General features: G+C 71.7%; 17 protein-coding genes and 1 tRNA gene. 16 read left to right on the forward strand and 2 right to left on the reverse strand.

The window, feature by feature from the left end:
• Nucleotides 1–130: 130 nt before the first annotated feature.
• The 7 genes from FY030_RS01670 to FY030_RS01700 all read left to right on the forward strand — a co-directional run bounded on the left by FY030_RS01670 (nucleotide 131) and on the right by FY030_RS01700 (nucleotide 10,512).
• The gene (locus FY030_RS01670) at nucleotides 131–5,299 is read left to right on the forward strand and encodes a cell wall-binding repeat-containing protein (RefSeq protein ID WP_238348503.1); all 5,169 of its coding nucleotides are present in this window, start codon (nucleotides 131–133) and stop codon (nucleotides 5,297–5,299) included.
• A 125-nt stretch (nucleotides 5,300–5,424) separates the two neighbouring features.
• Nucleotides 5,425–5,934, forward strand: a complete 510-nt coding sequence (locus FY030_RS01675; protein ID WP_158060005.1) for an Lrp/AsnC family transcriptional regulator — start codon at nucleotides 5,425–5,427, stop codon at nucleotides 5,932–5,934.
• A gap of 42 nt (nucleotides 5,935–5,976) precedes the next feature.
• Entirely contained in the window at nucleotides 5,977–6,738 is a 762-nt protein-coding gene (locus FY030_RS01680) for a MerR family transcriptional regulator (RefSeq protein ID WP_158062573.1), read from the forward strand.
• Nucleotides 6,739–6,839: 101 nt separating this feature from the next.
• Nucleotides 6,840–7,529 carry a dTMP kinase gene (gene tmk / locus FY030_RS01685; protein WP_158060006.1) on the forward strand — a complete coding sequence of 230 codons (690 nt, stop codon included), beginning with the start codon at nucleotides 6,840–6,842 and terminating at the stop codon, nucleotides 7,527–7,529.
• Nucleotides 7,526–8,740, forward strand: coding sequence for a DNA polymerase III subunit delta' (locus FY030_RS01690; RefSeq protein ID WP_158060007.1), 1,215 nt, complete (start codon nucleotides 7,526–7,528; stop codon nucleotides 8,738–8,740). The genes tmk and FY030_RS01690 overlap by 4 nt, the downstream gene beginning before the upstream one ends.
• 35 nt (nucleotides 8,741–8,775) lie before the next feature.
• Nucleotides 8,776–10,380, forward strand: coding sequence for an alpha/beta hydrolase (locus FY030_RS01695; RefSeq protein ID WP_238348504.1), 1,605 nt, complete (start codon nucleotides 8,776–8,778; stop codon nucleotides 10,378–10,380).
• Between the two features lie 58 nt (nucleotides 10,381–10,438).
• Nucleotides 10,439–10,512 (forward strand) — tRNA-Thr (locus FY030_RS01700).
• 69 nt (nucleotides 10,513–10,581) lie between these two features.
• On the opposite strand, the gene FY030_RS01705 is transcribed toward FY030_RS01700, so the two are convergent.
• Both FY030_RS01705 and FY030_RS01710 read right to left on the reverse strand, forming a co-directional pair.
• Nucleotides 10,582–12,105, reverse strand: a complete 1,524-nt coding sequence (locus FY030_RS01705) for a DUF3352 domain-containing protein (RefSeq protein ID WP_158060008.1) — start codon at nucleotides 12,103–12,105, stop codon at nucleotides 10,582–10,584.
• 234 nt (nucleotides 12,106–12,339) lie between these two features.
• Nucleotides 12,340–12,861, reverse strand: a complete 522-nt coding sequence (locus tag FY030_RS01710; RefSeq protein ID WP_158060009.1) for an inorganic diphosphatase — start codon at nucleotides 12,859–12,861, stop codon at nucleotides 12,340–12,342.
• A gap of 92 nt (nucleotides 12,862–12,953) precedes the next feature.
• Here FY030_RS01710 and FY030_RS01715 point away from each other — a divergent pair, with 92 nt between their 5' ends.
• The 9 genes from FY030_RS01715 to FY030_RS01755 all read left to right on the forward strand — a co-directional run bounded on the left by FY030_RS01715 (nucleotide 12,954) and on the right by FY030_RS01755 (nucleotide 22,696).
• Entirely contained in the window at nucleotides 12,954–14,531 is a 1,578-nt protein-coding gene (locus FY030_RS01715; RefSeq protein WP_158060010.1) for a D-alanyl-D-alanine carboxypeptidase, read from the forward strand.
• Nucleotides 14,532–14,602: 71 nt separating this feature from the next.
• Entirely contained in the window at nucleotides 14,603–15,736 is a 1,134-nt protein-coding gene (locus FY030_RS01720; protein WP_158060011.1) for a zinc-dependent metalloprotease, read from the forward strand.
• 87 nt (nucleotides 15,737–15,823) lie between these two features.
• The gene (locus FY030_RS01725) at nucleotides 15,824–16,939 is read left to right on the forward strand and encodes a tRNA lysidine(34) synthetase (protein WP_158060012.1); all 1,116 of its coding nucleotides are present in this window, start codon (nucleotides 15,824–15,826) and stop codon (nucleotides 16,937–16,939) included.
• Between the two features lie 68 nt (nucleotides 16,940–17,007).
• A complete protein-coding gene (gene hpt, locus FY030_RS01730; RefSeq protein WP_158060013.1) occupies nucleotides 17,008–17,559 on the forward strand; it encodes a hypoxanthine phosphoribosyltransferase in 552 nt (183 codons plus the stop codon).
• 163 nt (nucleotides 17,560–17,722) lie between these two features.
• Nucleotides 17,723–19,765 (forward strand): ATP-dependent zinc metalloprotease FtsH, encoded by a 2,043-nt coding sequence (ftsH, locus tag FY030_RS01735; RefSeq protein WP_420371867.1) that lies wholly within the window; start codon nucleotides 17,723–17,725, stop codon nucleotides 19,763–19,765.
• A gap of 34 nt (nucleotides 19,766–19,799) precedes the next feature.
• Nucleotides 19,800–20,378, forward strand: a complete 579-nt coding sequence (gene folE / locus FY030_RS01740) for a GTP cyclohydrolase I FolE (protein WP_238348697.1) — start codon at nucleotides 19,800–19,802, stop codon at nucleotides 20,376–20,378.
• Nucleotides 20,375–21,316: a dihydropteroate synthase gene (gene folP, locus FY030_RS01745; protein WP_337692471.1), complete on the forward strand. Its 942-nt coding sequence runs from the start codon at nucleotides 20,375–20,377 to the stop codon at nucleotides 21,314–21,316. The genes folE and folP overlap by 4 nt, the downstream gene beginning before the upstream one ends.
• Nucleotides 21,300–22,202 (forward strand): 2-amino-4-hydroxy-6-hydroxymethyldihydropteridine diphosphokinase, encoded by a 903-nt coding sequence (gene folK / locus FY030_RS01750; RefSeq protein ID WP_158060015.1) that lies wholly within the window; start codon nucleotides 21,300–21,302, stop codon nucleotides 22,200–22,202. Before folP ends, folK begins: the two co-directional genes overlap by 17 nt.
• Entirely contained in the window at nucleotides 22,199–22,696 is a 498-nt protein-coding gene (locus FY030_RS01755; RefSeq protein ID WP_158060016.1) for a DUF3180 domain-containing protein, read from the forward strand. Before folK ends, FY030_RS01755 begins: the two co-directional genes overlap by 4 nt.
• The last annotated feature ends 72 nt before the right edge of the window (nucleotides 22,697–22,768 follow it).

Below are 22,768 nucleotides of genomic sequence, written 5' to 3' on the forward strand. Positions count from 1 at the left end.
CATGCAGAACAGATGGCGGCGGCTCGTCGCCACGGTCGCGGGAACAGCGATGCTGGCAGGAGGGGGGGCCGCGAGCGCCGTAACCCCGGCCGCCGGTCCGGCAGGGAGTGGTCTGCCGGCCACTGGGAGCGTGGCCGACAAGATCGATGCCGACCTTCAGGAGGCGCTGGACAGCGACCCCAGGGTCGACTTCTGGGTTCGCTTCGGTGACCGGCCCGACATGACGAGGTTTGCCGGCATCTCCGGCTGGGATGCGCGGGGCCATGCGGTCTACGAGGCTCTGACCGACACCGCCCGCGCCAGCCAGGCCGGCGCCGTCTCCACACTGGAGCAGCAGGGGGCGGCCTACCGCTCGTACTGGATCACGAACGCGATCCGCGTCACCGGCGGCACGGAGGAGCTGGCGCTCAGCCTGGCCGGCGACAGCCGGGTGGACGGGCTCTACGCAGTCAACACCTACGAGCTGCCCGACCTGGAGCCGGTGGAGCCGGCCGACGTCGGCCCGGCAGCGGTCGAGTGGGGCATCGCCGACATCAACGCCGACGACGTCTGGGCCGACTTCGGGATCACCGGTGAGGAGATCGTCGTCGCGTCCATCGACACGGGCGTCCAGTACGACCACCCCGCACTGGTGAACCAGTACCGCGGCAACCTTGGCGACGGCACCTTCGACCACGACTACAGCTGGTTCGACGCCTCGGGATCGTCCCCGGAGGAGCCGGTGGACTTCGAGGGCCACGGCTCGCACGTCACCGGCACCATGGTCGGCAGCGACGGCGGGGACAACCAGATTGGCGTCGCGCCAGGCGCGACGTGGATCTCGGCCAACGGCTGCTGCCCCAGCGACGAGGCGCTCATCGCCTCGGGTGAATGGATGCTGGCGCCGACCCGCATCGACGGCAGCGACCCCGATCCGTCCATGCGGCCACACGTCATCAACAACAGCTGGGGCAGCACCTTCCCCTCCAACGACCCGTTCATGGAGGACATCTCCGAGGCCTGGGCGGCCGCCGGTCAGTTCGGCGTCTGGGCCAACGGCAACAGCGGCCCACAGTGCGAGACCTCAGGCTCCCCCGGCAGTCGCATCATCAACTACTCGGTGGGCAACTACGACGCCAACCACGTCATCAACCCCAGTTCCGGCCGCGGCCCCGGCCAGGACGGCAGCATCAAGCCGAATATCGCTGCGCCGGGGACCTCGGTGCGCTCAGCCGTGCCCGGCAACGGTTACGACTGGTACTCCGGCACCTCGATGGCCTCGCCGCACGTGGCCGGCGCCATCGCGCTGATGTGGGCCAGCTCGCCGGCGCTCATCGGCGACATCGAGACCACCTGGGACCTGCTGAACGGCACCGCGATCGACACCGAGGACCTGCAGTGCGGCGGAACCGCCGAGAACAACAACGTCTTCGGCGAGGGGCGCCTGGACGCCCACGCCCTGGTCAGCGCCGCGCCCCGCGGGGACGTCGGCTACCTCGAGGGCGTCGTCACGGACGCCACCACCGGGGAGCCGCTGCCCGCGGCCCAGGTCACCATCGAGGGTGAGCTGGAGCGCACCGTGCGCACCAACTCCCAGGGTGCCTACCGCGCCCTGGTCACCGCCGGGGAATACCAGGTGAGCGCCGAGAAGTTCGGCTGGATCAGCCAGACCGAGCCGGTCACCGTGCCGGCCGAGGAGACCGTCGTCCAGGACTTCGCACTGGAACGGTCACTCTCGGGGACGGTCTCCGGCACGGTCACCGACGGCTCGGGCCAGGGCTACCCGCTCTACGCGCGGGTCCTGGTGACCGGCACCGACCTCTTCACCTACACCGATCCCGCTGACGGCAGCTACACCCTCGACGTGCCGCTGGACACACCCGTCCGGATCAACGTCGAGGTGCAGTACCCCGGTTACACCGTCGTCTCCGACGACGTGGTGCTCACCGGCGACCTCACCCACGACGTCGCCGTGCCTGTCGACGCGGTGTCCTGCACCGCCAACGGCTACGAGGTCAACGTCGACGGGCTCACCGAGACCTTCGACGACGGGACCCAGCCCCCCGGCTGGACCGTGGAGGACATCCTGGACAACGGCCAGGTGTGGGTCTTCGACGACCCCGCCGGCCGGGGCAACCTCACCGGCGGTGAGGGCGGTTTCGCCATCGTCGACAGCGACTGGTACGGGCCGGAGGGCGTGCAGAACACCGCCTTGGTGTCGCCTCCGGTGGACATGAGTGAGGTGGGCTCCCCGACGCTGGGTTTCCGGCAGATGTACGAGCCGATCAACGACGTGGCCGACGTCGACGTCTCCGTCGACGGTGGCGTCGAGTGGACCACCGTCGCCAGCTACACCACCCCCCAGGAGGGCCTGACCATCCTGCCGCTGCCGATGGCGCAGGACCAGTCCGACGTCCGCGTCCGCTTCCACTACTACGGGGCAGAGTGGGCCTGGTTCTGGCAGGTCGACGACGTCTTCCTCGGCAACCGCACCTGCGACCCGGTCGGTGAGGGCGGCTACGTCTTCGGCAACGTCTCCTCCTCGCTGCAGGACGCGCCGATCCGCGGCGCACGGGTGACCAGCCTGGACAACCCGTCCGACACCGGCGTCACGGTGGACACCCCGGCCGACCAGGGTCAGGACGACGGCTTCTACTGGCTGTTCAGCAACCTGGCCGGCGAGCACCCGTTCGAGGCCTCCGCGCGTAGCTACACCTCGCTGGTGCAGGACGTCACGGTGCCCGACGGCGGTGCGGTCCGGGCCGACTTCGTGCTCGGCGGAGGGCTGCTCACCCTGGACCCCCCCTCGATCAACACCGAGGTGACCCTGGGTGAGCCGGCCACCGAGGAGCTGACGGTCACCAACGAGGGCGACGACGTCGTGGACATCGAGCTGCAGGAGGTGCGCGGCGACTTCGACATGCTGCGGGCCGACGGCACCCGGATGACCGCGAGCCAGGCCCGGGAGATGACGGGAGCCCCCGACCGCCGGGTCGACGCCCCGACCTCCTACGCAGCCTCCCCCGGCCGTGCCACGGGCCAGCAGCCTGCGGCCCAGGGCCCGGCCGAGGAGCCCTGGGAGATGCTCGCCTCCTACCCCACCGCGGTCATGGACCACCGCATGGTGACGCTGGACGGCCAGTGGTATGTCATCGGTGGTGGTGACGGCTTCGAGCTCACCGATGCCGTGCGCCGCTACGATCCGGCCGGTATGGAGTGGGTCGAGGTGGCCCCGCTGCCCGTCCCGCTGCAGGCGATGACCGCTGGTGTGGTCGACGGTCAGATCGTGGTCAGCGGTGGCTGGACGACGGACGGCACGACCACCGGGGACACCTACGTCTACGACGCGGCTGCCGACGAGTGGTCGCAGGTTGCCGACAACCCCTCGACGGTTTCGGCCGCAGGTCAGGCCGTCCTGGACGGCCAGCTCTACTCCGTCGGCGGGTGCAGCACCGGCGAGTGCGAGCCGATGTCGCGCACGGTCACGGCCTACGACCCCGGCGCCGACAGTTGGTCGACCGTGGCGGACTACCCCGTCTCGGTGGCCTTCGCCTCCTGCGGCGGGGTGGCCGGGCAGCTCTACTGCACCGGTGGCACCAACGAGATGGCCGAGCTGTCGAGCACCTATGCCTACGACCCGGCCAGCGACAGCTGGTCGGAGGTCGCGGAGGCGCCGGCCCCCTGGTGGGCCAGCTCCCACGCGGTCGCCAACGGCATGCTGGTGGTCAGCGGCGGTGTCGTCATGGGCGACCTGTCGAACGAGACCTGGGGCTACGACCCCGCCCAGGACACCTGGGTGGACCTGCCGAACCCCAACACGGCCAACTACCGCGGCGCGGCCAGCTGTGGTCTGGTCCGCGTGGGCGGGGCCGAAGGGTTCGAGCCGACCGATGTCGTCGAGTACCTCCCGGGTTTCGACGACTGCGGCTCGGTCACCGACGTCCCCTGGCTCTCGCTGAGCCAGTACGAGGCGACGCTGGCCCCGGGCGAGTCGGTGACGGTCCAGGTCACCACCGACGGGACGGTGCCTCAGCCCGGCGACTACACCGCGGGCATCCGCGCGGTCGGCGGGGTGCCGGGCAGCGACCCGGTGACCGAGGTCACCATGACGGTCCTGCCCCCCGCCACGTGGGGCAAGCTGGCAGGGACGGTTCAGGGTGAGAGCTGCACCGGTGACCTGAGCCCGCTCGGCGGCGCGACGGTCGACGCGACCCCGACCCGGGTGCCGCAGCCGAGGTGGCGCCTGGTCACCGACACCGAGGGGCAGTACGCCCAGTGGATCGACACCCGGGTTGGTGAGCTGGAGATGATCGCCTCGGCGAACCAGCACCTGCCCGATTCCGCCCGGGTGACCCCGCGGCGCGGGGTGGTGACGGTGCAGGACTTCGACCTGCTCCACGCCTCCTGCGAGGCGCCCCCCGGCCCGATCCACCCGGACGTCTTCCGGATCCAGGGCACGGACCGGTACGGCACCGCGGCAGCGGTCTCCCAGCGCTTCGAGCCCGGGGTGGAGACGGTCTTCGTCGTCACCGGCCGCAGCTACCCCGACGCGCTCGCCGCGGCGGCAAGGGCCGGCAGCCTAGGGTCCCCGGTGCTGCTCACCCGGCAGGGCAGCCTGCCCAGCGCTACCAGCGTTGAGCTGCGCAGGCTGGCACCGCAGGAGGTCGTCGTCGTCGGCGGCACCCAGGCGGTCGACGACCGGGTGATCCGGGCTATCGACGTCGTCACCGACGCGCCGATCCGCAGGGTCACCGGCAGCGACCGCTACGTCACCGCGGCGAACCTGGCGGCGGAGTTCGAGTCCTCGGAGGTAGTCTTCGTGGCCACCGGGCGCGACTACCCCGACGCCCTCGCAGGCGCCTCCCGGGCCGGCGCGCTCGATGCACCGGTCCTGCTGGTGCGCACGGGCTCGGTCCCGGCGGCTACGCACCGGGAGCTGGCCCGGCTGGCGCCGGACCAGATCGTGCTGCTGGGTGGCACCACTGCGGTCACGTCCGGCGTCCAGGAGGCACTGGGGCAGTACGGCACCGTGACCAGGATCGCGGGCACCGACCGCTACCGCACGGCAGCCGCCGTGGCGCAGGCCTACCCGTCCGCCGACACCACCTACGTCGCCTCGGGGCAGAACTGGCCCGACGCCCTGGCCGGCGCCGCGCTGGCCGGGCACGAGGAGGTGCCGATGCTCCTGGTCCGCAACAACTCGGTGCCCGGTGCGACGTGGAGCTCCCTGGAGCGGCTCCAGCCGGGGCGGATCCCCGTCCTGGGCGGCCCGGTGGCGGTGCAAGAGGTGATCCTGGACCAGCTGCGCACCCTGGAGTGAGGTAGCACGACCGGGGTCGGCCCGGCAGCCCGTGCAGACGGACTGCCGGGCCGACCGCGTCCACCGCGGCCTTCCTCGGCGGTGCGGTGCAGGGTATGCGGCGTGCGCGGGCATACCCTGGGGCCGTGCCGAAGAATCCTCGTGACGACAAGCCGCTGGACCCGATCGACCTGGCCCTCGTGCGCCTGCTGGAACAAGACGGGCGGATGTCCAACGCCATGCTCGCCCGAGAGGTCGGAATCGCCGAGTCGACCTGCCTGGTGCGGGTGCGCAGCCTGCGGGAGCGGGGGGTCGTGCGCGGCATCCACGCCGACATCGACCCGGTGGCCGTCGGCCGGCCGGTGGAGGCGATGATCGCCGTTCGCTTCGGCGGCCACCGGCGCAGCCACTTCGAGCAGTTCACCGAGGAGGTGCCCGCGCTGCCCGGGGTGCTCGGGGCCTTTCACGTCTCCGGCGCCATCGACTACTACGTCCACGTAGCCTGCCCCAGCGCCGACGCCCTGCGTGACTTCGTGCTCGACCACCTCACCAACCGGCCGGGGGTGCTGCACGCCGAGACCTCGCTGATCTTCGAAAGCCAGCGTGGTCGGGGCACGATGACCCGTCCCGAGGACCTGCTCGGGCCCTCGGCTTGACCCTCACGCACCGTGAGGCGCCACGCTGAACGGGTGATCGAGATGACGGAGCAGCTCTGGACGGTCGGCCAGGTCGCCGAGACGGTCGGCGTCACGGTGCGCACCCTGCACCACTACGACCAGATCGGCCTGGTCAGGCCGTCGGAGCGCAGCCGGGCCGGCTACCGCCTCTACACCGAGGCGGACCTGCAACGGCTGCAGCACGTCGTCGTCTATCGCCGGCTGGGTTTCCCCCTGGAGCAGATCGGCGGGATCCTCGCGGCGGGCGCCGATGTCACCGTTCACCTGCGGCGGCAGCGGGCAGCGATCACGGACAGGCTGACCGAGCTCACCGGGCTGGTCAGCGCGATCGACAAGGCCCTGGAGGCACAGATGAACGACTACCAGATCACTGAAGTGGAACGGCGCGAGCTGTTCGGCGACGGGTTCGACGACGGCTACGCCCAGGAGGCCGAGGAGCGATGGGGCGGCACCGAGGCCTGGGAGCAGTCCCAGCGTCGGGCCAAGGGCTACTCCAAGGAGCAGTGGGAGCAGATCAAGGCGCAGGGCGAGGAGGTGAACGCCCGGTTCGTCCAGCTGCTCACCAGCGGAGCGCCGGCCGAGTCCGAGGCGGCGATGGACGTCGCCGAGGCCGCGCGCCAGCAGATCTGCACCTGGTTCTACGACTGCCCGCGCGAGCTGCACGCCAACATCGCCGAGATGTACGTCACCGACCCCCGGTTCACCAGGGCCTACGAAGACATCCACGAGGGTCTTGCGCGCTACGTCCGCGACGCGGTCGTGGCCAACGCGCAGCGGGATTGAGCCGCCGGTGCCCCCGTCGGTGTGCCCCGTCGGTGTGCCCCGTAGGGGTGCCGGTTGTGGACGGGGTCGGGCTGGTCGGCGCGGTCCCGTAGGCTGCCCGGGTGACCGAGCAGACCCCGCCCGAGCCCGCCCCGCGCGGCCGTGGACCGGGCTTCTTCGTCGCCTTCGAGGGGGGCGACGGGGCGGGCAAGTCCACCCAGTCCCGGCTGCTGGGGCAGTGGCTGACCGACCAGGGGTATGCCGTGCGGCATACCCGCGAGCCCGGTGGCACGGGCCTGGGGCGCCAGGTCCGCGAGCTGCTCCTGCACGGTGAGGACGGCTCGGTCAGCCCGCGGGCCGAGGCGCTGCTCTTCGCCGCCGACCGGGCCCACCACGTCGCCTCGGTGGTGCGCCCTGCGCTCCAGGGCGGGGGGGTGGTGCTCACCGACCGCTACCTGGACTCCTCCGTCGCCTACCAGGGAGCGGCGCGGGCGCTGGGTCACGACGAGGTCCGCAAGCTGTCGATGTGGGCGGTCGAGGGGTTGGTGCCCGACCTCACCGTGCTGCTCGACGTGAGCGCCCGCGAGGGTCGGGCCCGCCGCGGAGAGGTGCACGACCGGCTGGAGCGGGAGGCCGACGACTTCCACGACCGGGTCCGGCAGGGCTTCCTCGACCTCGCCGCCCGGGAGCCGGAGCGATACCTGGTGCTGGACGCCTCCCGGCCCGCGGCGGAGCTGGCCGGGCAGATCCAGCAGCGGGTCGCAGAGCTATTGCAGCTGGGCGGGGCCGTGGCGCAGGAGGGTGCCGGGTGAGCGTCTTTCACCAGCTGGTCGGTCAAGAGCGGGTCGTCGGCACGCTGCAGCAGGCGGTCACGGTGCCCGGCGCGATGACGCACGCCTGGCTCTTCACCGGTCCACCGGGGTCTGGCCGCTCAGTCGCGGCCCGGACCTTTGCGGCCGCCCTGCAGTGCGAGGCGCAGGGGGCAGCTCCCGGTGGGACGGGTGAGGCTACTGGTCAGGCGCGGTCCGAGGGCCAGGCCGGTGGGGCCGGATGCGGCGAGTGCCAGCCGTGCCGGATGGTCCTCGCCGGCAGCCACCCCGACGTGCGCGTGGTCGACACCGAGCAGACCTTCATCAAGGTCGACGAGGCACGGGAGCTGGTCCTGGAGGCCCAGGCCCGGCCCAGTCTCGGCCGCTGGCGGGTGATCATCGTCGAGGACGCCGACCGGCTCAACGACTACTCGGCCAACACCCTGCTGAAGTCCCTGGAGGAGCCGACCGCCCGGACGGTGTGGATGCTGTGCGCGCCGACGCTGGAGGACGTGCTCGTCACGATCCGGTCCCGGTGCCGGCACGTGCGGCTGGGGACGCCCCCGGCGGCTGCCGTCGCCGACCTGCTGGTCCGCCGGGATGGCGTCGACCCGTCCATGGCCCACTATGCCGCCCGCGCTGCGCAGAGCCACATCGGCATCGCCCGGCGACTGGCCACCGACGAGCACGCCCGCGCCCGCCGACGCGAGATCGTCGCGATCCCGCTGACCCTGCGTTCCCTCGGGGATGCGCTGCGGGCGGCGGCCGACCTCGTCCAGGAAGCCGGCGAAGGAGCCCGGGCAACCTCTGAGGACTACGCCGAGCAACAGCGGCGCTCGCTGCTCGAGCAGGTCGGGGCCGACCCGCTGGCGCGCACCCAGCCGCCGTCGGTGCGGGCGCACCTGCGCCGACTGGAGGACCGGCTCAAGGCGGAGGCCCGCCGTCAGCAGCACGACAGCATCGACGCCGCGCTGACCGACCTGGCCTCGGCCTACCGGGACGCCCTGGTCGTGGCTAGCGGTGCGCAGGTGGCCCAGGTGAACACGAGCGACCCGGACCAGATCGAGAAGCTGGCCCGCGCCATGACGCAGGAGGAGCTGCTGGGTGCGCTGGAGACGATCGGCCTGGCCCGCCAGCGCCTCATCGCCAACGGCTCGCCCCTGCTGGTCCTGGAGGCGATGATGATAGGCCTGACCCTGCCGCGCGGCTCGTGAGCCGACCCGTGGCCGACCACTTGGAAGGACGACACGTGTCGAGACTGCATACCCCCCGCACCCGGCTGATCGCGGCCGCGGCGAGCCTGGCCCTGCTGGCGGGCTGCCAGCAGGGGGACGACCCCGGGGACGCCAACCCGGACAGCACAAGCACCGATGAGGCCCAGGAGTCCGGACAGGCCGACGACGCGTCCACCTCGGCGGGGCCGGACGGCGCAGCGCCGCCGGTCGTCGAGGACGCCCCGGAAGGCCTGGAGGACTTCTACGGCCAGGACCTGGAGTGGAGCAGCTGCGAGGGCAGCTTCGAGTGCGCGGAGCTCGCGGTGCCGCTCGACTACCAGGACCCGGGCGGGGCCACCATCGAGCTGGCGCTGCTGCGCTCGCCGGCCGTCGGCCAGGCCCAGGGCTCGCTGGTGCTCAACCCCGGTGGGCCCGGCGCCTCGGGGGTCGACTACGCGATGCTGGCGCCGATGGTGGTCTCTGCGCAGGTGCGCGAGGTCTACGACGCGGTCGGTTTCGACCCACGCGGCGTCGGCCGGTCCGCGCCGATCCAGTGCTTCACCGATGAGCAGATGGACACGCTGCTGGGCGCCGACCCCACGCCAGAGACCCCCGAGGAGCAAGAGGCTTCCCAGGAGCTGATGCAGGAGTTCGCCGCGGCCTGCGCGGAGAACGCACCGGACCTGGTGGGCCATGTCTCCACCGTTGAGGCCGCCCGGGACATGGACATCCTGCGCTCGGCCCTCGGCGATGACCAGCTGGCCTACCTCGGTGCCTCCTACGGCACCTTCCTGGGCACGACCTACTCCACCCTCTTCCCCGAGCGGGTGGGCCGTCTGGTGCTCGACGGCGCCATCGACCCCACGATCAGCGGGTTGGAGATGGGCCTGGGCCAGGCCGAGGGGTTCGAGCGCGCCACCCGGGCCTACGTCGAGGACTGCGTCGCGGGCGGCGACTGCCCGCTCGGCGACGACGTGGAGGCCGCGATGGCGGCCATCCCGGACTTCCTCGACGAGCTCGACGCCAACCCCCTGCCGGTGCGCGGCGACGTGGTCGAGGAGCTCACCGAGGGGTGGGGGATGTACGGCATCATCGTGGCGATGTACGACCAGGCCGGCTGGCCCATCCTGTCCCAGGCGTTCGCGCAGGCTCAGCAGGGCGACGGGACGATGATGATGTTCCTGGCCAACCTCTACGCCTCGCGCAGCAGCGACGGCAGCTACGACGGAAACGGCATGCAGGCCATCTACGCCGTCAACTGCCTCGACCGGCCGGCCGGGGAGGAGGAGGACCTGGACCGCGAGAGTGTGCTGGAGCAGTTCGAGCAGGTCTCCCCGAGCTGGGGCCGTTATCTGGCGGGCGAGGGGGCCTGCCAGTACTGGCCGGCGCAGGCCCAGGAGACGATCGAGGACTACTCCGCCGCGGGTGCCGACCCGATCCTCGTCATCGGCACCACCCGTGACCCGGCGACCCCCTACGAGTGGGCGGTGAGCCTGGCCGACATCCTCGACCCCGGGGTGCTGATCTCCTACGACGGGGACGGCCACACCGCCTACGGACGCTCCAACGACTGCGTCCAGGACGCGGTCGACAGCTACCTCATCGAGGGCAGCGTTCCGGAGGACGGCCTGAGCTGCTGAGCCGTTTGGGGCACTCCCCGGAGGTCGGGTATCCTCGTGTGGCTGCTCCGCGCAGCACGCCGCCTTAGCTCAGTCGGCCAGAGCGATTCACTCGTAATGAATAGGTCAAGGGTTCGATTCCCTTAGGCGGCTCCCACACGAAAGCGCCCCAGGCCATCGGCCTGGGGCGCTTTCGGCGTTCTCAGCGCTGATGCCTTCCGGTCACTCCGGGTCGGCGACGAGGCGCAGCGTGAAGTGTCCGTCGCTGGCGTTCTCGTTGGTGCCCGAGATGCCGATCGCGCCCAGCTGCTCAAGGGCAGAGCGAGCGTTGGTGTCGGTGATCTCCGGCAGGTAGTACTCCTCGAAGGGGTTGACGTTGACGAACAGGACCATCTGGGCGTCGTCGGCGTCGGCCACCGCGGCGGTGAACAGCTCGTGGTCGCCCAGCGTGTCGCCGGAGCCGTCCGCCAGGGCGTCGACGTAGGCCTGGTCTCCACCCAGGGTCAACACACCGTCGTCCTCGCGCAGGGCCAGAACGCCTGCACCCAGACCGTTCTCGTTGAGCATGGTCTGCAACCGGTCGGTGTCGGTTGCGACCCGGTAGCCGATCGGCACGGCCGGCATACCGCTGTCGGTGGGGCTGACGTCCATGAACGCATCGATGATGCCCGGCCCGGCGGACAGCGACATCGAGTCGCCCAGGATCATCTTGATGTCGTCCGGCAGGGAGAAGCCCTCTGCGGCGGCCTGCTGGGTGGCGTCCGCGACCTCCTCCGGGTTCTGCTCGGCGTAGTAGTCCCAGGCAGACTGGATCATCGCGGCGCCGTTGTCCATGGAGATGGCCACGGCGGTGTCGGCCGGCAGCTGGGTGACCAACGAGTCGACGTCGCTGTTCTCGGGGATCGCCACGCCCTCCGCGCCCCGGACGACGCCGTGCAGCTCGATCGCGTCGGGAGTCAACCGCACGGTGGCGGCCGTGCGGCCGGCCACCTCGGGCATCTCGGAGTTGACCATGCCCCCGGTCATCGCCATAGCCGGGTTGGCGCCGGCGCCCAGCATGTCGTCCAACTCGGCGGTGTCCGCCCAGAACGCCATGATCCCTGCCTCGCCCAGGTCGTCCATGTCGGAGGAGAAGGTCTCGTTCTCGGCCAGGGTGCCCTCGGCGACGGCCGCCTGGACGGTCTGTTGCGCGTCCTGCTCGGTGAAGACGAGGTAGTCGCTCTCCAGCCAGTAGGCGATGTCGTCGTTGGCCTGGGTGCGCTCATCGAAGAAGGCCAGGGCGGCGTCCCCGTCCTGCACCTGCAGAGCGATCGTCACCACGGGTTCTTCACCCTCGCCCTGGGGCAGCAGGGCCAGGCCGGCGCGGTCTCCGAGCCAGGGCTCGATGTCGGTGGCGAAGTCAATGTCCTCCGCCCCGTCGACCTCGTCCCGCAGCTGCGTCCAGGCCCACTCGCGCCACTGGCCCTCGCTGAACTGCTCGCGCAGCTCAGGGTCCAGCCCCTGGAAGAAGCGCACGGCGGAGATCTTCTGGCCCGCGTCGGGGTCCAGGTCCACCTGGGCGTAGACGGCGGCGCCGCCCGGAAGGACGCTAGCCGGGCGGTCCCCGCCGCCGCCCAGCATGGTGGCGGCGTAGGCGCCGCCGGTGATCAGGACGGCGGCGGCCACGCCACCGCCGATCAGCAGCCACGGCTTCTTGCCGCGGCTCTCGGCGAGGTCCCCGCCGGGGTTCTCGGTCACAGTCGTCATGGTTTCCCCTTGTTCTCGTGCGGGCCGGATGCCCACGCTCGGAGCGCCGCGCCTCGCGGTTACCCCTGCACCATGGTAGTGGGTGCGGGCCCCGTGGGATGCAGCGGTGCTACGACGGCGGCCGGGCCGCCCCGGTTCCCGACGTCGTCGGCGAAGCCCAGAGCGGTGGGACGGGTTCTGGGATGGAACGCTGCCGGATGGCGGAGGGGCCAGGCCCGGCCGGGGAGATCGCGGTCAGTCGTGCTGAGGCATCGGCCAGCGCGCGGTGGACAGGCCTGCGTCCTTCGCCCTCTGCACGGCCTCGTGGTAGACCCGCTCGGCGTCCTCCTTGCCGGCCCAGTGCGCGCCCTCGACGGACTTGCCCGGCTCCAGGTCCTTGTAGACCTCGAAGAAGTGCTGGATCTCCAGCCGGGTGTGGGTGCCGATGTCGTCCAGGTCCTGGATGGCCAGCTTGCGCGGGTCCTCGGCCGGGACGCAGATGATCTTGTCGTCACCACCGGCCTCGTCACGCATGTGGAACATGCCGATCGGGCGCGCAGCGACGAGGCACCCGGGCCAGGTCGGCTCGTCGAGCAGCACCAGCGCGTCCAGGGGGTCACCGTCCTCGCCGAGGGTGTCCTCGATGTAGCCGTAGTCCGCGGGGTAGCGGGTCGCGGTGAACAGCATGCGGTCCAGCCGGATACGACCGGTGGCGTGGTCCACCTCATACTTGTTGCGGCTGCCCTGCGGGATCTCGATCGTGACGTCGAACTGCATCGGTGCTCTCTTATCTGTTGCACGTGGAACGGCTTAGGCTCGGACCCCAGTGTCCCCCATCGCGGGGCACGGGTGCCATCTGGAGGTCAAGAATGAGGTATGTGGTCACCTCCGCCGTCGTCGGCACCCTCCTGTTCGGGGCGGTCCAGGGGGGCGGGGCGGTCGCGTCGACCGACGGGACGACCGCCGAGCCGGTCGTGTCCACGCAGGCGCCAGCCGGGCCAGAGACGACCACCGCGGCCGACGTGCGTCCGCGACCCAACGCCTTCGTTGACCCGCTTGGGGATGTGCGTGGCGGCCCGGTGCCTGAGCGTGGTCCCCTGGCCCAGCAGATCTCCGAAGAGCTGGACAGCCGCTGGCTGGGCCCCAGCAACCGCCGCAGCATCGCGATCCGCGACGCGCTGACCGGCGAGAGCCTCGCCGACCGGCACTCCGGGCGACCGGTGACACCGGCCTCCACGACCAAGCTGCTCTCGGCCGCGGCCATCGTCACCGCGCTGGACCCGGCTACGACCTTCACCACGCGCGTCGTCGCGGGGGAGCGGCCGGGGGACGTGGTCATCGTGGCCGGCGGGGACATGCTGCTCGCCGACGGCGAGGGTGACCCGGAGGCAGTAGCCGGGCACGCCGGCATCGGCGACCTCGCGGCACAGACCGCCGCGGCCCTGCGGGCCGGCGGGAGTGGTGTCGGGGACGTCGACGAGGACGGTGACGAGGGGGACGGTGCCGAGGAGGACGGCGGGGAGGCGACCACCGGCCCCGGGACCGACGCAGTCGGCCCGGTCACCGTGAGTCTGGACCTCTCGCACGTGTCCGGACCGCACGCCCTGGAGACCTGGAGCGAGCACTGGGTCGCCGAGGGCTGGACCGGGCGGATCGTGCAGCTGGGGCGCGCCAGTGACAGGGCCCTGCCGTTCAACCCTTCCCCGCGCCAGCCGGAGCAGGAGGTGGCCCGAGTTTTCCGCGAGGCGCTGGCCGACCAGGGCGTCGAGGTGGTCGGGGCCGACGCGGGTGACGAGGACGGCGGTGAGGACGGCGGGGAGGACGCCCGCGCGGAGGTGGTGACCGCGCCTGCGGGGGCCGTGGAGCTGGCCGCCGTCGAGTCCGCGGCCCTGCGAGACGTGCTGGCACTGGCGTCCGCGACGAGCGACAACGCGATGTTCGAGCAGCTGGCCCGCCAGGCGGCCGTCGCCGCCGGCCACGGCCCCGACCAGGAGTCGGTCACCGCCTGGATCCGGGACACGATGACCGAGGACCTGGGCCTGGACCTGACCGGGATGCGGATCGCGGACGCGAGCGGGCTCTCCGACGGCACCCTGCTGTCGATGGAGGTGGTAGCCGAGGTGCTGGTGGCCGCTGCGGACGGCTCCCACCCGCACCTGCAGGAGGTGCTGGCCGCCGGCGGGCTGCCCATCGCCGGCTACACCGGCACTCTGGGCACCGGGATGCGCTTCCACCTGCCCGCCCACGCTCCGGCTGTCGGCAACGCCCGGGCCAAGACCGGGACCCTGCCGGGCGTGACCGCGCTCGCCGGCACCGTGGTCACCGCGGAGGGCAGGCTGCTGGCGTTCGCCGTCGCGGCCGACGACATCGAGACCGGCTCGGCCGCGGTGGAGGCTGCATCCGTCCTCGATCAGATCGTCGCCCAGCTGGCCCGCTGCGGCTGCTGACCCTCGAGGGCAAGACGGCGGCCCCGCCGCCCGAGTCGCCAGCTTGCGGCGGCACGGCATACCGTCGAGGCATGACCGAGCCCACGGTGACCTCCGCCCATCCCGAGCCCACGGACGTGTCCGGCAGCGCGCTGGTCGACTGGGACTTCGCCGCAGCCGCCGCCAGCCGGCTGGCCCCGCCCGGGCCCAAGGCCGACCGTCGGGAGATCACCCAGCTCGTCGACGAGCTGCGGCAGGCCGGAGAGCGCGCGGTGGACCTGGTGGCCCGGACCGCCCGCCTGGAGACCCCGCCCGGGGCACCACCCGCGCTCATCGTGGACCGGGCCGGGTGGATCCGGACCAATGCGGCGTCGATGGGGGCCATGCTCGCCCCGGTCCTGGACGAGGTGGTGGCCCGGAAGCGGGCGGCTGACCGGGAGAGGGCCGAACGAGCTGGTCGCGCGCTGCCTGACCTGGGCGCCGCCTCGCAGGCGATCTCGGGCAAGGTCACCGGCACCGAGGTAGCGGGGATCCTGTCCTGGGTCTCGACCAAGGTGCTAGGGCAGTACGACCTCGCGCCGCAGGGGACCCCGAGGTTGCTGTTCGTCGCACCCAACATCCTGGCGGCGGAGCGCGAGCTCAAGGTGGATCCCTCGGACTTCCGGCTCTGGGTGGCGCTGCACGAGGAGACCCACCGGGTGCAGTTCACCGCGGTGCCGTGGCTGCGTGAGCACCTGATCGCCGAGGCGCGCTCGATCGGCAGCCAGGTGCTGCCCGAGCCGGAGAACATGGGCCAGCGGATGGTCGAGATCGTCAGCAAGCTGCCCGGCGTGCTGCGGGGGGAGGAGGACATCACCCAGATCGTCGCCACTCCGGAGCAGCGGGCCCGGCTGGCCGAGGTCACCGCGGTGATGTCGCTGCTGGAGGGCCACGCCGACGTGATCATGGACGAGGTGGGGCCCAGCGTGATCCCCAGCGTGAAGGAGATCCGCCGCAAGTTCACCCAGCGGCGCAAGGGCGCCGGCAACGTGGACAAGTTGCTGCGCCGCCTGCTGGGGATGGACGCCAAGATGCGGCAGTACCACGACGGCGCCATCTTCGTCCGGGCCGTGATCGACGCCGTAGGGATGGAGGGTTTTAATCAGGTCTGGAGCTCGGCCGAGGCTCTCCCCCGGGCGGCGGAGATCCCCGACCCGCAGGCCTGGGTGGCGCGAGTCCACGGCTGACCTTCTCCCGACAGAACACGCCAGAAGGCCCGAGAGAACACGCGCGAGGCTCGACAGAACACGTCGACGACGTCCTAGGCTCGGGCCATGCCCGGGCCACCACCTGCCATCGCAGCCTGCCGCGTGGCGGTACGGCGATGGCTGACCGAGGAGAGGTTCCCGGAGGGTGCCCTGGTGCTCGTGGGCTGCTCCGGCGGGGCAGACTCCTTGGCCCTGCTCGCCGCTACCGCCTTCGTAGCACCTCGGGCAGGGCTGCGGGTCGGCACCGTGATCGTCGACCACGGGCTGCAGCCGGGGTCGTCGCGCGTCGCCGACTCGGTGGCGGTGACCGCGTACAGCCTGCTCACCGAGCAAGGACCCGTGGAGGTGGTGGGCGCGCAGGTCGAGCAGACCGGCGCCGGACCCGAGGCGGACGCGCGGCGGGCGAGGTATGCAGCGTTCGGCCGCACCGCAGACCGGCTCGGCGCCATGGCACTGCTGCTGGGGCACACCCTCGACGACCAGGCCGAGCAGGTGCTGCTGGGACTGGCTCGCGGTTCGGGAGCGCGCTCGCTGGCCGGCATGCCGCGGTCGCGTGTCCTGTCGGACCATTCGGCGTGTTCGGTGGGGACGTGTGACGTGTTCGGTGAGGACTTCGCACGTGTTCTGTCGGGACGTATGGCGTGTCCCGTCGGAGGTGGTAGCGAGAGTGAGGGCGGGGGCAGGGTGGTGCTGGGGCGGCCGCTGCTGGGGGTGAGCAGGGCGCAGACGCAGGACGCGTGCGCGGAGCTGGGGCTGGTGCCATGGCAGGACCCGCACAACGAGGACCCGCGGTTCGCCCGCGTCCGGGTCCGGCGGGCGCTGGCTGACCTGGAGAAGGACCTCGGGCCCGGCCTCGGGCGCAACCTGGCCCGCACCGCGGCGCTGCTGCGCGACGACGCCGATGCGCTGGACGAGGCGTGTGAGGCGGCATACCGGGAGCTGGGCGACCCGCCCTGGACGGTGGGCCGGCTGGCCTCGCTGCCGCGCGCCCTGCGCACCCGGCTGTGGCGTCGGCTCGCGCTCGCCGCCGGCAGTCCCGGCACCGACCTGACCAGTGAGCACCTGCTTGCGGTCGATGGCCTGGTCACCGCCTGGCGGGGCCAGGGGCCGCTGTCCCTGCCGGGCGGGGTCCGGGCCTGGCGCCAGGGGGACCGGGTTCGGCTGGAGCGGCGACGTAGTTGAATGGGTCAGGAGACGGGCGGCCCGCGCCCGCGCACCTGACCCGCCCCCGACCTGTTGAGGAGCCGCGCGTGGACGCCGAGCACATGGGAGACGACCTTGCCACGGTGATGTTCACCGAGGAGCAGATCCAGGACCGACTGCGCGAGCTGGCTGAGCAGGTGTGGGCGGACTACCACGACAAGGACGTCCTGCTCCTCGGTGTGCTCAAGGGCGCGGTGATGGTCATGGCCGACTTCATGCGGGCCCTGCCGGGCAGCGCCGAGATGGACTGGATGGCGGTCTCCAGCTACGGATCGGGGACCAAGAGCAGCGGCGTGGTGCGCATCCTCAAGGACCTCGACACCGACATCACCGGCCGGCACGTGCTCATCGTCGAGGACATCATCGACTCGGGCCTGACGCTGTCCTGGATCAGTGCCAACCTGCGCTCGCGCGGGCCGGCCTCGTTGGAGATCGTCACCTTGCTGCGCAAGCCGGAGGCCGCCAAGGTCGAGATCGACGTGCGCTACGTCGGGTTCGACATCGCCGATGAGTTCGTGGTGGGCTACGGGTTGGACTATGCCGAGAAGTACCGCAACCTGCGGGTGATCGGCACCCTCGCCCCGCACGTGTACTCGTGAGGGCGATCGCGCGCCTCAGCGCGCGACCGACCCCCGCCGGGGCCCGAGGGCGGAACAAGCAAGGTCCTGCCACGCGTTGTCGGCAGGAGATGTTGTCAACCTTCAGCACGACGGACCAGGAGGACCGGGGCGGCGCCTGAGCGCCCGTCCCGAACGCGCCAGCATGAGCCAAGCAAAACCGCGGCCCCGCACCAGGCCCAGCCCGTGGATGTGGATCTTCCTCTTCCTCGCGCTCGGCATCCTCTGGTACACGCTGCTCTCGCAGAGCCCCTATACCCGCATCGACACCGCCGATGCGCTGGACCTGCTGCGGGAGGAGAAGGTCGCCTCGGCCACCATCGGCGTCGACCACATCGAGATGACTCTCCGCGAGGGGGAGACCTTCGCCGACGAGGAGGAGGGCATCGGGGCGACCGAGCAGGTCCAGGCCTACTACGTCGAGGCCCGCGGTGAGCAGATCGTGTCCCTGGTCGAGGAGCACGTCCCGGACGGGCAGTGGACCGACAACGTCTCCCAGCCCAACCTCTTCGTCACCATCATGGCCAACTTCCTGCCCCTGCTGATCATCCTGGGTCTGTTCCTGTGGTTGATGCTGCGCATGCAGGGCGGCAACCGGGGCGTGATGGCGTTCGGCAAGTCCAAGGCCAAGCTGGCTACCAAGGACATGCCCAAGGTCACCTTCGCCGACGTCGCCGGCGCGGACGAGGCGGTCGAGGAGCTGCACGAGATCAAGGAGTTCCTCCAGGAGCCGCGCAAGTTCCTCGAGGTCGGGGCCAAGATCCCCAAAGGCGTGCTGCTCTACGGTCCGCCCGGCACCGGCAAGACCCTGCTGGCGCGTGCCGTCGCTGGTGAGGCGGGCGTGCCGTTCTACTCCATCTCCGGCTCCGACTTCGTCGAGATGTTCGTCGGCGTGGGCGCCTCCCGGGTCAGGGACCTGTTCGAGCAGGCCAAGGAGAACGCTCCCGCGATCATCTTCGTCGACGAGATCGACGCCGTCGGTCGGCACCGTGGCGCGGGCCTCGGCGGCGGCCACGACGAGCGCGAGCAGACGCTGAACCAGCTGCTTGTGGAGATGGACGGGTTCGACGTCCGGGCCAACGTCATCCTGATCGCGGCGACCAACCGCCCCGACATCCTCGACCCCGCCCTGTTGCGCCCGGGCCGCTTCGACCGGCAGATCGCCGTCGAGGCCCCCGACATGCTCGGCCGCCTACACATCCTGCAGGTGCACGGCAAGGGCAAGCCGCTGGCCCCCGACGTGGACCTGATGGCGATCGCCCGTCGCACCCCCGGCTTTTCCGGCGCGGACCTGGCCAATGTGCTCAACGAGGCGGCGCTGCTGGCCGCCCGCAACAACGAGAAGGTCATCGACGACCACGACCTCGACGAGTCGATTGACCGCGTGATGGCCGGCCCGCAGAAGCGGACCCGCGTGATGAGCGCCAAGGAGCGCAAGATCACCGCCTACCACGAGGGCGGACACGCCCTCGTGGCGGCGGCGATGAACCACACCGACCCGGTGAGCAAGGTGACGATCCTGCCGCGCGGGCGGGCCCTGGGCTACACCATGGTGCTGCCGGCGGATGACAAGTACTCCACCACCCGCAACGAGCTGCTCGACCAGCTCGCCTATGCCCTGGGCGGCCGGGTGGCCGAGGAGATGGTCTTCCACGACCCGACCACCGGCGCCGCCAACGACATCGAGAAGGCGACCGGCCTGGCCCGCAAGATGGTCACCCAGTTCGGCATGTCCGAGCGGATCGGTGCGGTCAAGCTGGGCGCCGGCAGCGGTGAGGTCTTTCTGGGCCGCGACATGGGTCACGAGCGGGACTACTCGGAGAACCTTGCCGGGATCGTCGACCAGGAGGTGCGCCGCCTCATCGAGGCCGCGCACGACGAGGCCTGGCACGCCCTGAACGACAACCGTGAGCTCCTGGACCGGTTGGTGCTGGACCTGCTGGAGAAGGAGACCCTCAACGCGGCCGCCCTCGCCGAGTTGTTCAAGCAGGTCCGCCGCCGCCCGCAGCGCCCGGTCTGGCTGTCCTCCGACGCCCGCGGCGTCCACGACGACGGGCCGGTGCTCACCGAGTCCGAGCGCCGGGCGATGGCCAACGGGCACGACCCGATGGCCACCGACGGCAAGGAGCATCCGCCGGTCGAGGTGATCCAGGTCCCGGAGGGTGGTCATGTCGAGCCCGGGCGCTGAGCCGGACCCGGTGACGCCCGACCCGGCGACCGCCATGGCCCACCAGGTCGACCAGCCTCGGATCGAGGCCGCCGTCCGGGAGATCCTCGAGGCGATCGGCGAGGACCCCCAGCGGGACGGTCTGCTGGACACCCCCGCCCGCGTGGCCCGCGCCTACGCCGAGATCTTCGGCGGCCTGCACCAGGACCCCAGCGACGTGCTCGGCACGACCTTCGACGTCGACCACAACGAGATGATCCTGGTGCGGGACATCGAGCTCTACAGCGTGTGTGAGCACCACCTGCTGCCCTTCCACGGGGTGGCCCACCTGGTCTACATCCCGGCCAAGGACGGGCGGGTGGCGGGCCTTTCGAAGATGGCCCGGCTGGTCGACCTCTTTGCCCGCCGACCGCAGGTGCAGGAGCGGCTGACCACCGAGATCGCTGACGCCCTGGAGGCTCACCTCTCGCCCCGAGGGGTGCTGGTGGTGGTCGAGGCCGAGCACCTGTGCATGTCCATGCGGGGGATCCGCCGGCCGGGGGCGCGCACCGTGACCTCGACCGTGCGGGGACAGCTGCGCAACTCCGCCACCCGCGCCGAGGCGATGAGCCTGGTGACGGGTGGCCGGTCGTGACGGTCCGCCCCGGCACCGTTGTCACCGAGGTGCTGGCTCCGGGCCCGACCCGGCTCATGGGGGTGCTCAACGTGACCCCCGACAGCTTCAGCGACGGCGGCCGCTGGCTGGACGCGGACGCGGCAGTCGCCCGTGGGCGTCAGCTCGTCGAGGAGGGCGCCGACCTCGTCGACGTCGGCGGGGAGTCGACCCGGCCGGGCAGCGTGCGACCCAGCCTGCAGGAGGAGCTGGACCGGGTCGTCCCCGTGGTCCGCGCCCTGGCCGCGGACGGGATCGTGGTCTCGGTGGACACGATGCGAGCGGAGGTGGCCCGTGCTTCGGTGGAGGCTGGCGCCGCACTGATCAACGACGTCTCGGGGGGCCTGGCCGACGAGCACATGCCCGCTCTCGTAGCCCGGACCGGGGTGCCCTACGTGGTGATGCACTGGCGCGGGCTGCTTACTGAGCCGCACGAGCAGCCGCACTATGAGGACGTCACGGGGGAGGTATGCCGTGAGCTCACCGAGCGGGTCGACGCCCTGACCACATCCGGCGTGGCGAGGGAGCAGCTCATCCTCGACCCGGGCTTCGGCTTCTCCAAGGACGCCGCCCACAACTGGGAGCTGCTCGCCGGGCTCGACCGGGTGCTGGACCTCGGCCTGCCGGTCCTCTTCGGCACCTCTCGCAAGCGGTTCCTGGGGCGCCTCCCTTCCCGACCCGGCGCCGAGGTCGACGCGCAGGCCGAGCCGAGCCCGCCCACCGACCGCGACGTCGCGACCGCGGCCACCAGTCTGTTGGCCACGCAGGCCGGGTGCTGGGCGGTCCGGGTGCACGACGTCTCCGCCAGCCGGGACGCCCTGGCTGTGTGGGAGATGACGCAGCGCCACCGGACCGCCGCCCCCAGGGTCGGCCGGCACCGGGCACCGACCCAGGAGGAGCACCGTGGCGTACCGCGCTGACCTCATCCGGCTCACCGGCGTCCGGGCGCGCGGCTTCCACGGCGTCTTGGCGCACGAGCGGCGGGACGGGCAGGACTTCATCGTCGATGTCGAGATGTCGGTCGATCTCTCCCGGGCCGGGGCCAGCGACGACCTGCGGCACACGGTGCATTACGGTGAGGTCGCGGCCGACGTCGTCGCGATCGTCGAAGGTGAGCCCGATGACCTCATTGAGAGCCTCGCCGAGCAGATCGCGAAGGCCGTCCTAGCCCGTCCCCTCGTCGAGGCCGTCGAGGTGACCGTGCACAAGCCGCAGGCGCCCGTGGGGGTGCCGTTCAGTGACGTCGAGGTGGTCGTTCGCCGCACCAAGGACGTGCCGGTCGTCATCGCCCTCGGCGCCAACCTCGAGCGGGACGGGGAGGCGCCGCAGGCCACGCTGCGGCAGGCCGTGCGGCACCTGCAGCGCACCCGCGGCCTGCGGGCCGTCCGCGTCTCCGGCCTCTACGCCACCGCCCCGGTCGGCGGTGAGCTCGTGGCCGGGCAGCCCGACTACGTCAACGCCGTGGCCCTCGCCCGCACCAGCCTCGCACCCGCCACCCTGCTTGCCCGGCTGCACCGGATCGAGGCTGACCTCGGCCGGACCCGCGACGTGCGCTGGGGCGCCCGCACCCTGGACCTGGACCTCGTCCAGTACGGCGACCCCCGCGACGGCAGCGACGTCGCTTCCACCGACCCTGACGTGCTGCTGCCCCACCCGCGTGCGCACCAGCGGGCCTTCGTCCTGGTCCCGTGGCTGGACGTCGACCCCGAGGCGGCTCTGCGCACCGGTGAGGGCGTGACGCCGGTGGCCGAGCTCATACCTCGGCTGACGGACCAGACCGTCCGCGAGCTGGAGGGGCAGCGGTGAACCCGGCCCAAGGGGTGCGTCCCGCCAGCGGGGTGATCGTCGCCGTGCTGTCAGCCATGGCCTGCTGGCTGCTGCTGCAGGTCATGCGCTCGGTGGGCGGGGCCTACCCGGTCATCACCTGGATGGGCCTCGTGCCCCTCCTCGGCCTCACCGCGCTGGTGCTGGTCATGAGCTGGCAGATCCGACGCTACGTGCGCGGCATGGGCACGCTGCGCCCCAGCCCCCAGCGTGGGCGCGGGACCCTGGTGGGGGCACAGGCCGCCGCGCTCGGCGGTGCTGCCCTGCTCGGCTGGTATGCCGCAAACGCCCTGGTCCACCTACCCAACGCCGACATCCCCAGCCAGCGGGTGCTCCTCGTCTGGGCCCTGGTGCATGCCGTCGCGGCCCTGGCCCTCTCGATCGCCGGCTACGTCGGTCAGGCCTGGTGCCGGATCCCCCCGGGCGAGGACGACGACGGCGACGCGGCCGCCGAGGGCGACCTGGCCTACGGCTGACGGCGACGGCCCGCCTGGTTCGCGGGTTCGCGGTGGGGCAGGAAGCCGCGTCGTCGGGACCCCGGTGCGCGA

The organism is Ornithinimicrobium pratense (genome assembly GCF_008843165.1).
GTDB lineage: Bacteria > Actinomycetota > Actinomycetes > Actinomycetales > Dermatophilaceae > Ornithinicoccus > Ornithinicoccus pratensis.

What these genes read in the sequence shown, in the direction of transcription:
- FY030_RS01680 (WP_158062573.1), top strand. Translation starts at nt 5,977, where the DNA reads ATGACGGAGCAGCTCTGGACGGTCGGCCAGGTCGCCGAGACGGTCGGC.
- FY030_RS01705 (WP_158060008.1), bottom strand. Translation starts at nt 12,105, where the DNA reads ATGACGACTGTGACCGAGAACCCCGGCGGGGACCTCGCCGAGAGCCGC.
- FY030_RS01710 (WP_158060009.1), bottom strand. Translation starts at nt 12,861, where the DNA reads ATGCAGTTCGACGTCACGATCGAGATCCCGCAGGGCAGCCGCAACAAG.
- FY030_RS01715 (WP_158060010.1), top strand. Translation starts at nt 12,954, where the DNA reads ATGAGGTATGTGGTCACCTCCGCCGTCGTCGGCACCCTCCTGTTCGGG.
- FY030_RS01720 (WP_158060011.1), top strand. Translation starts at nt 14,603, where the DNA reads ATGACCGAGCCCACGGTGACCTCCGCCCATCCCGAGCCCACGGACGTG.
- FY030_RS01725 (WP_158060012.1), top strand. Translation starts at nt 15,824, where the DNA reads ATGCCCGGGCCACCACCTGCCATCGCAGCCTGCCGCGTGGCGGTACGG.
- ftsH (WP_420371867.1), top strand. Translation starts at nt 17,723, where the DNA reads ATGAGCCAAGCAAAACCGCGGCCCCGCACCAGGCCCAGCCCGTGGATG.
- folE (WP_238348697.1), top strand. Translation starts at nt 19,800, where the DNA reads ATGGCCCACCAGGTCGACCAGCCTCGGATCGAGGCCGCCGTCCGGGAG.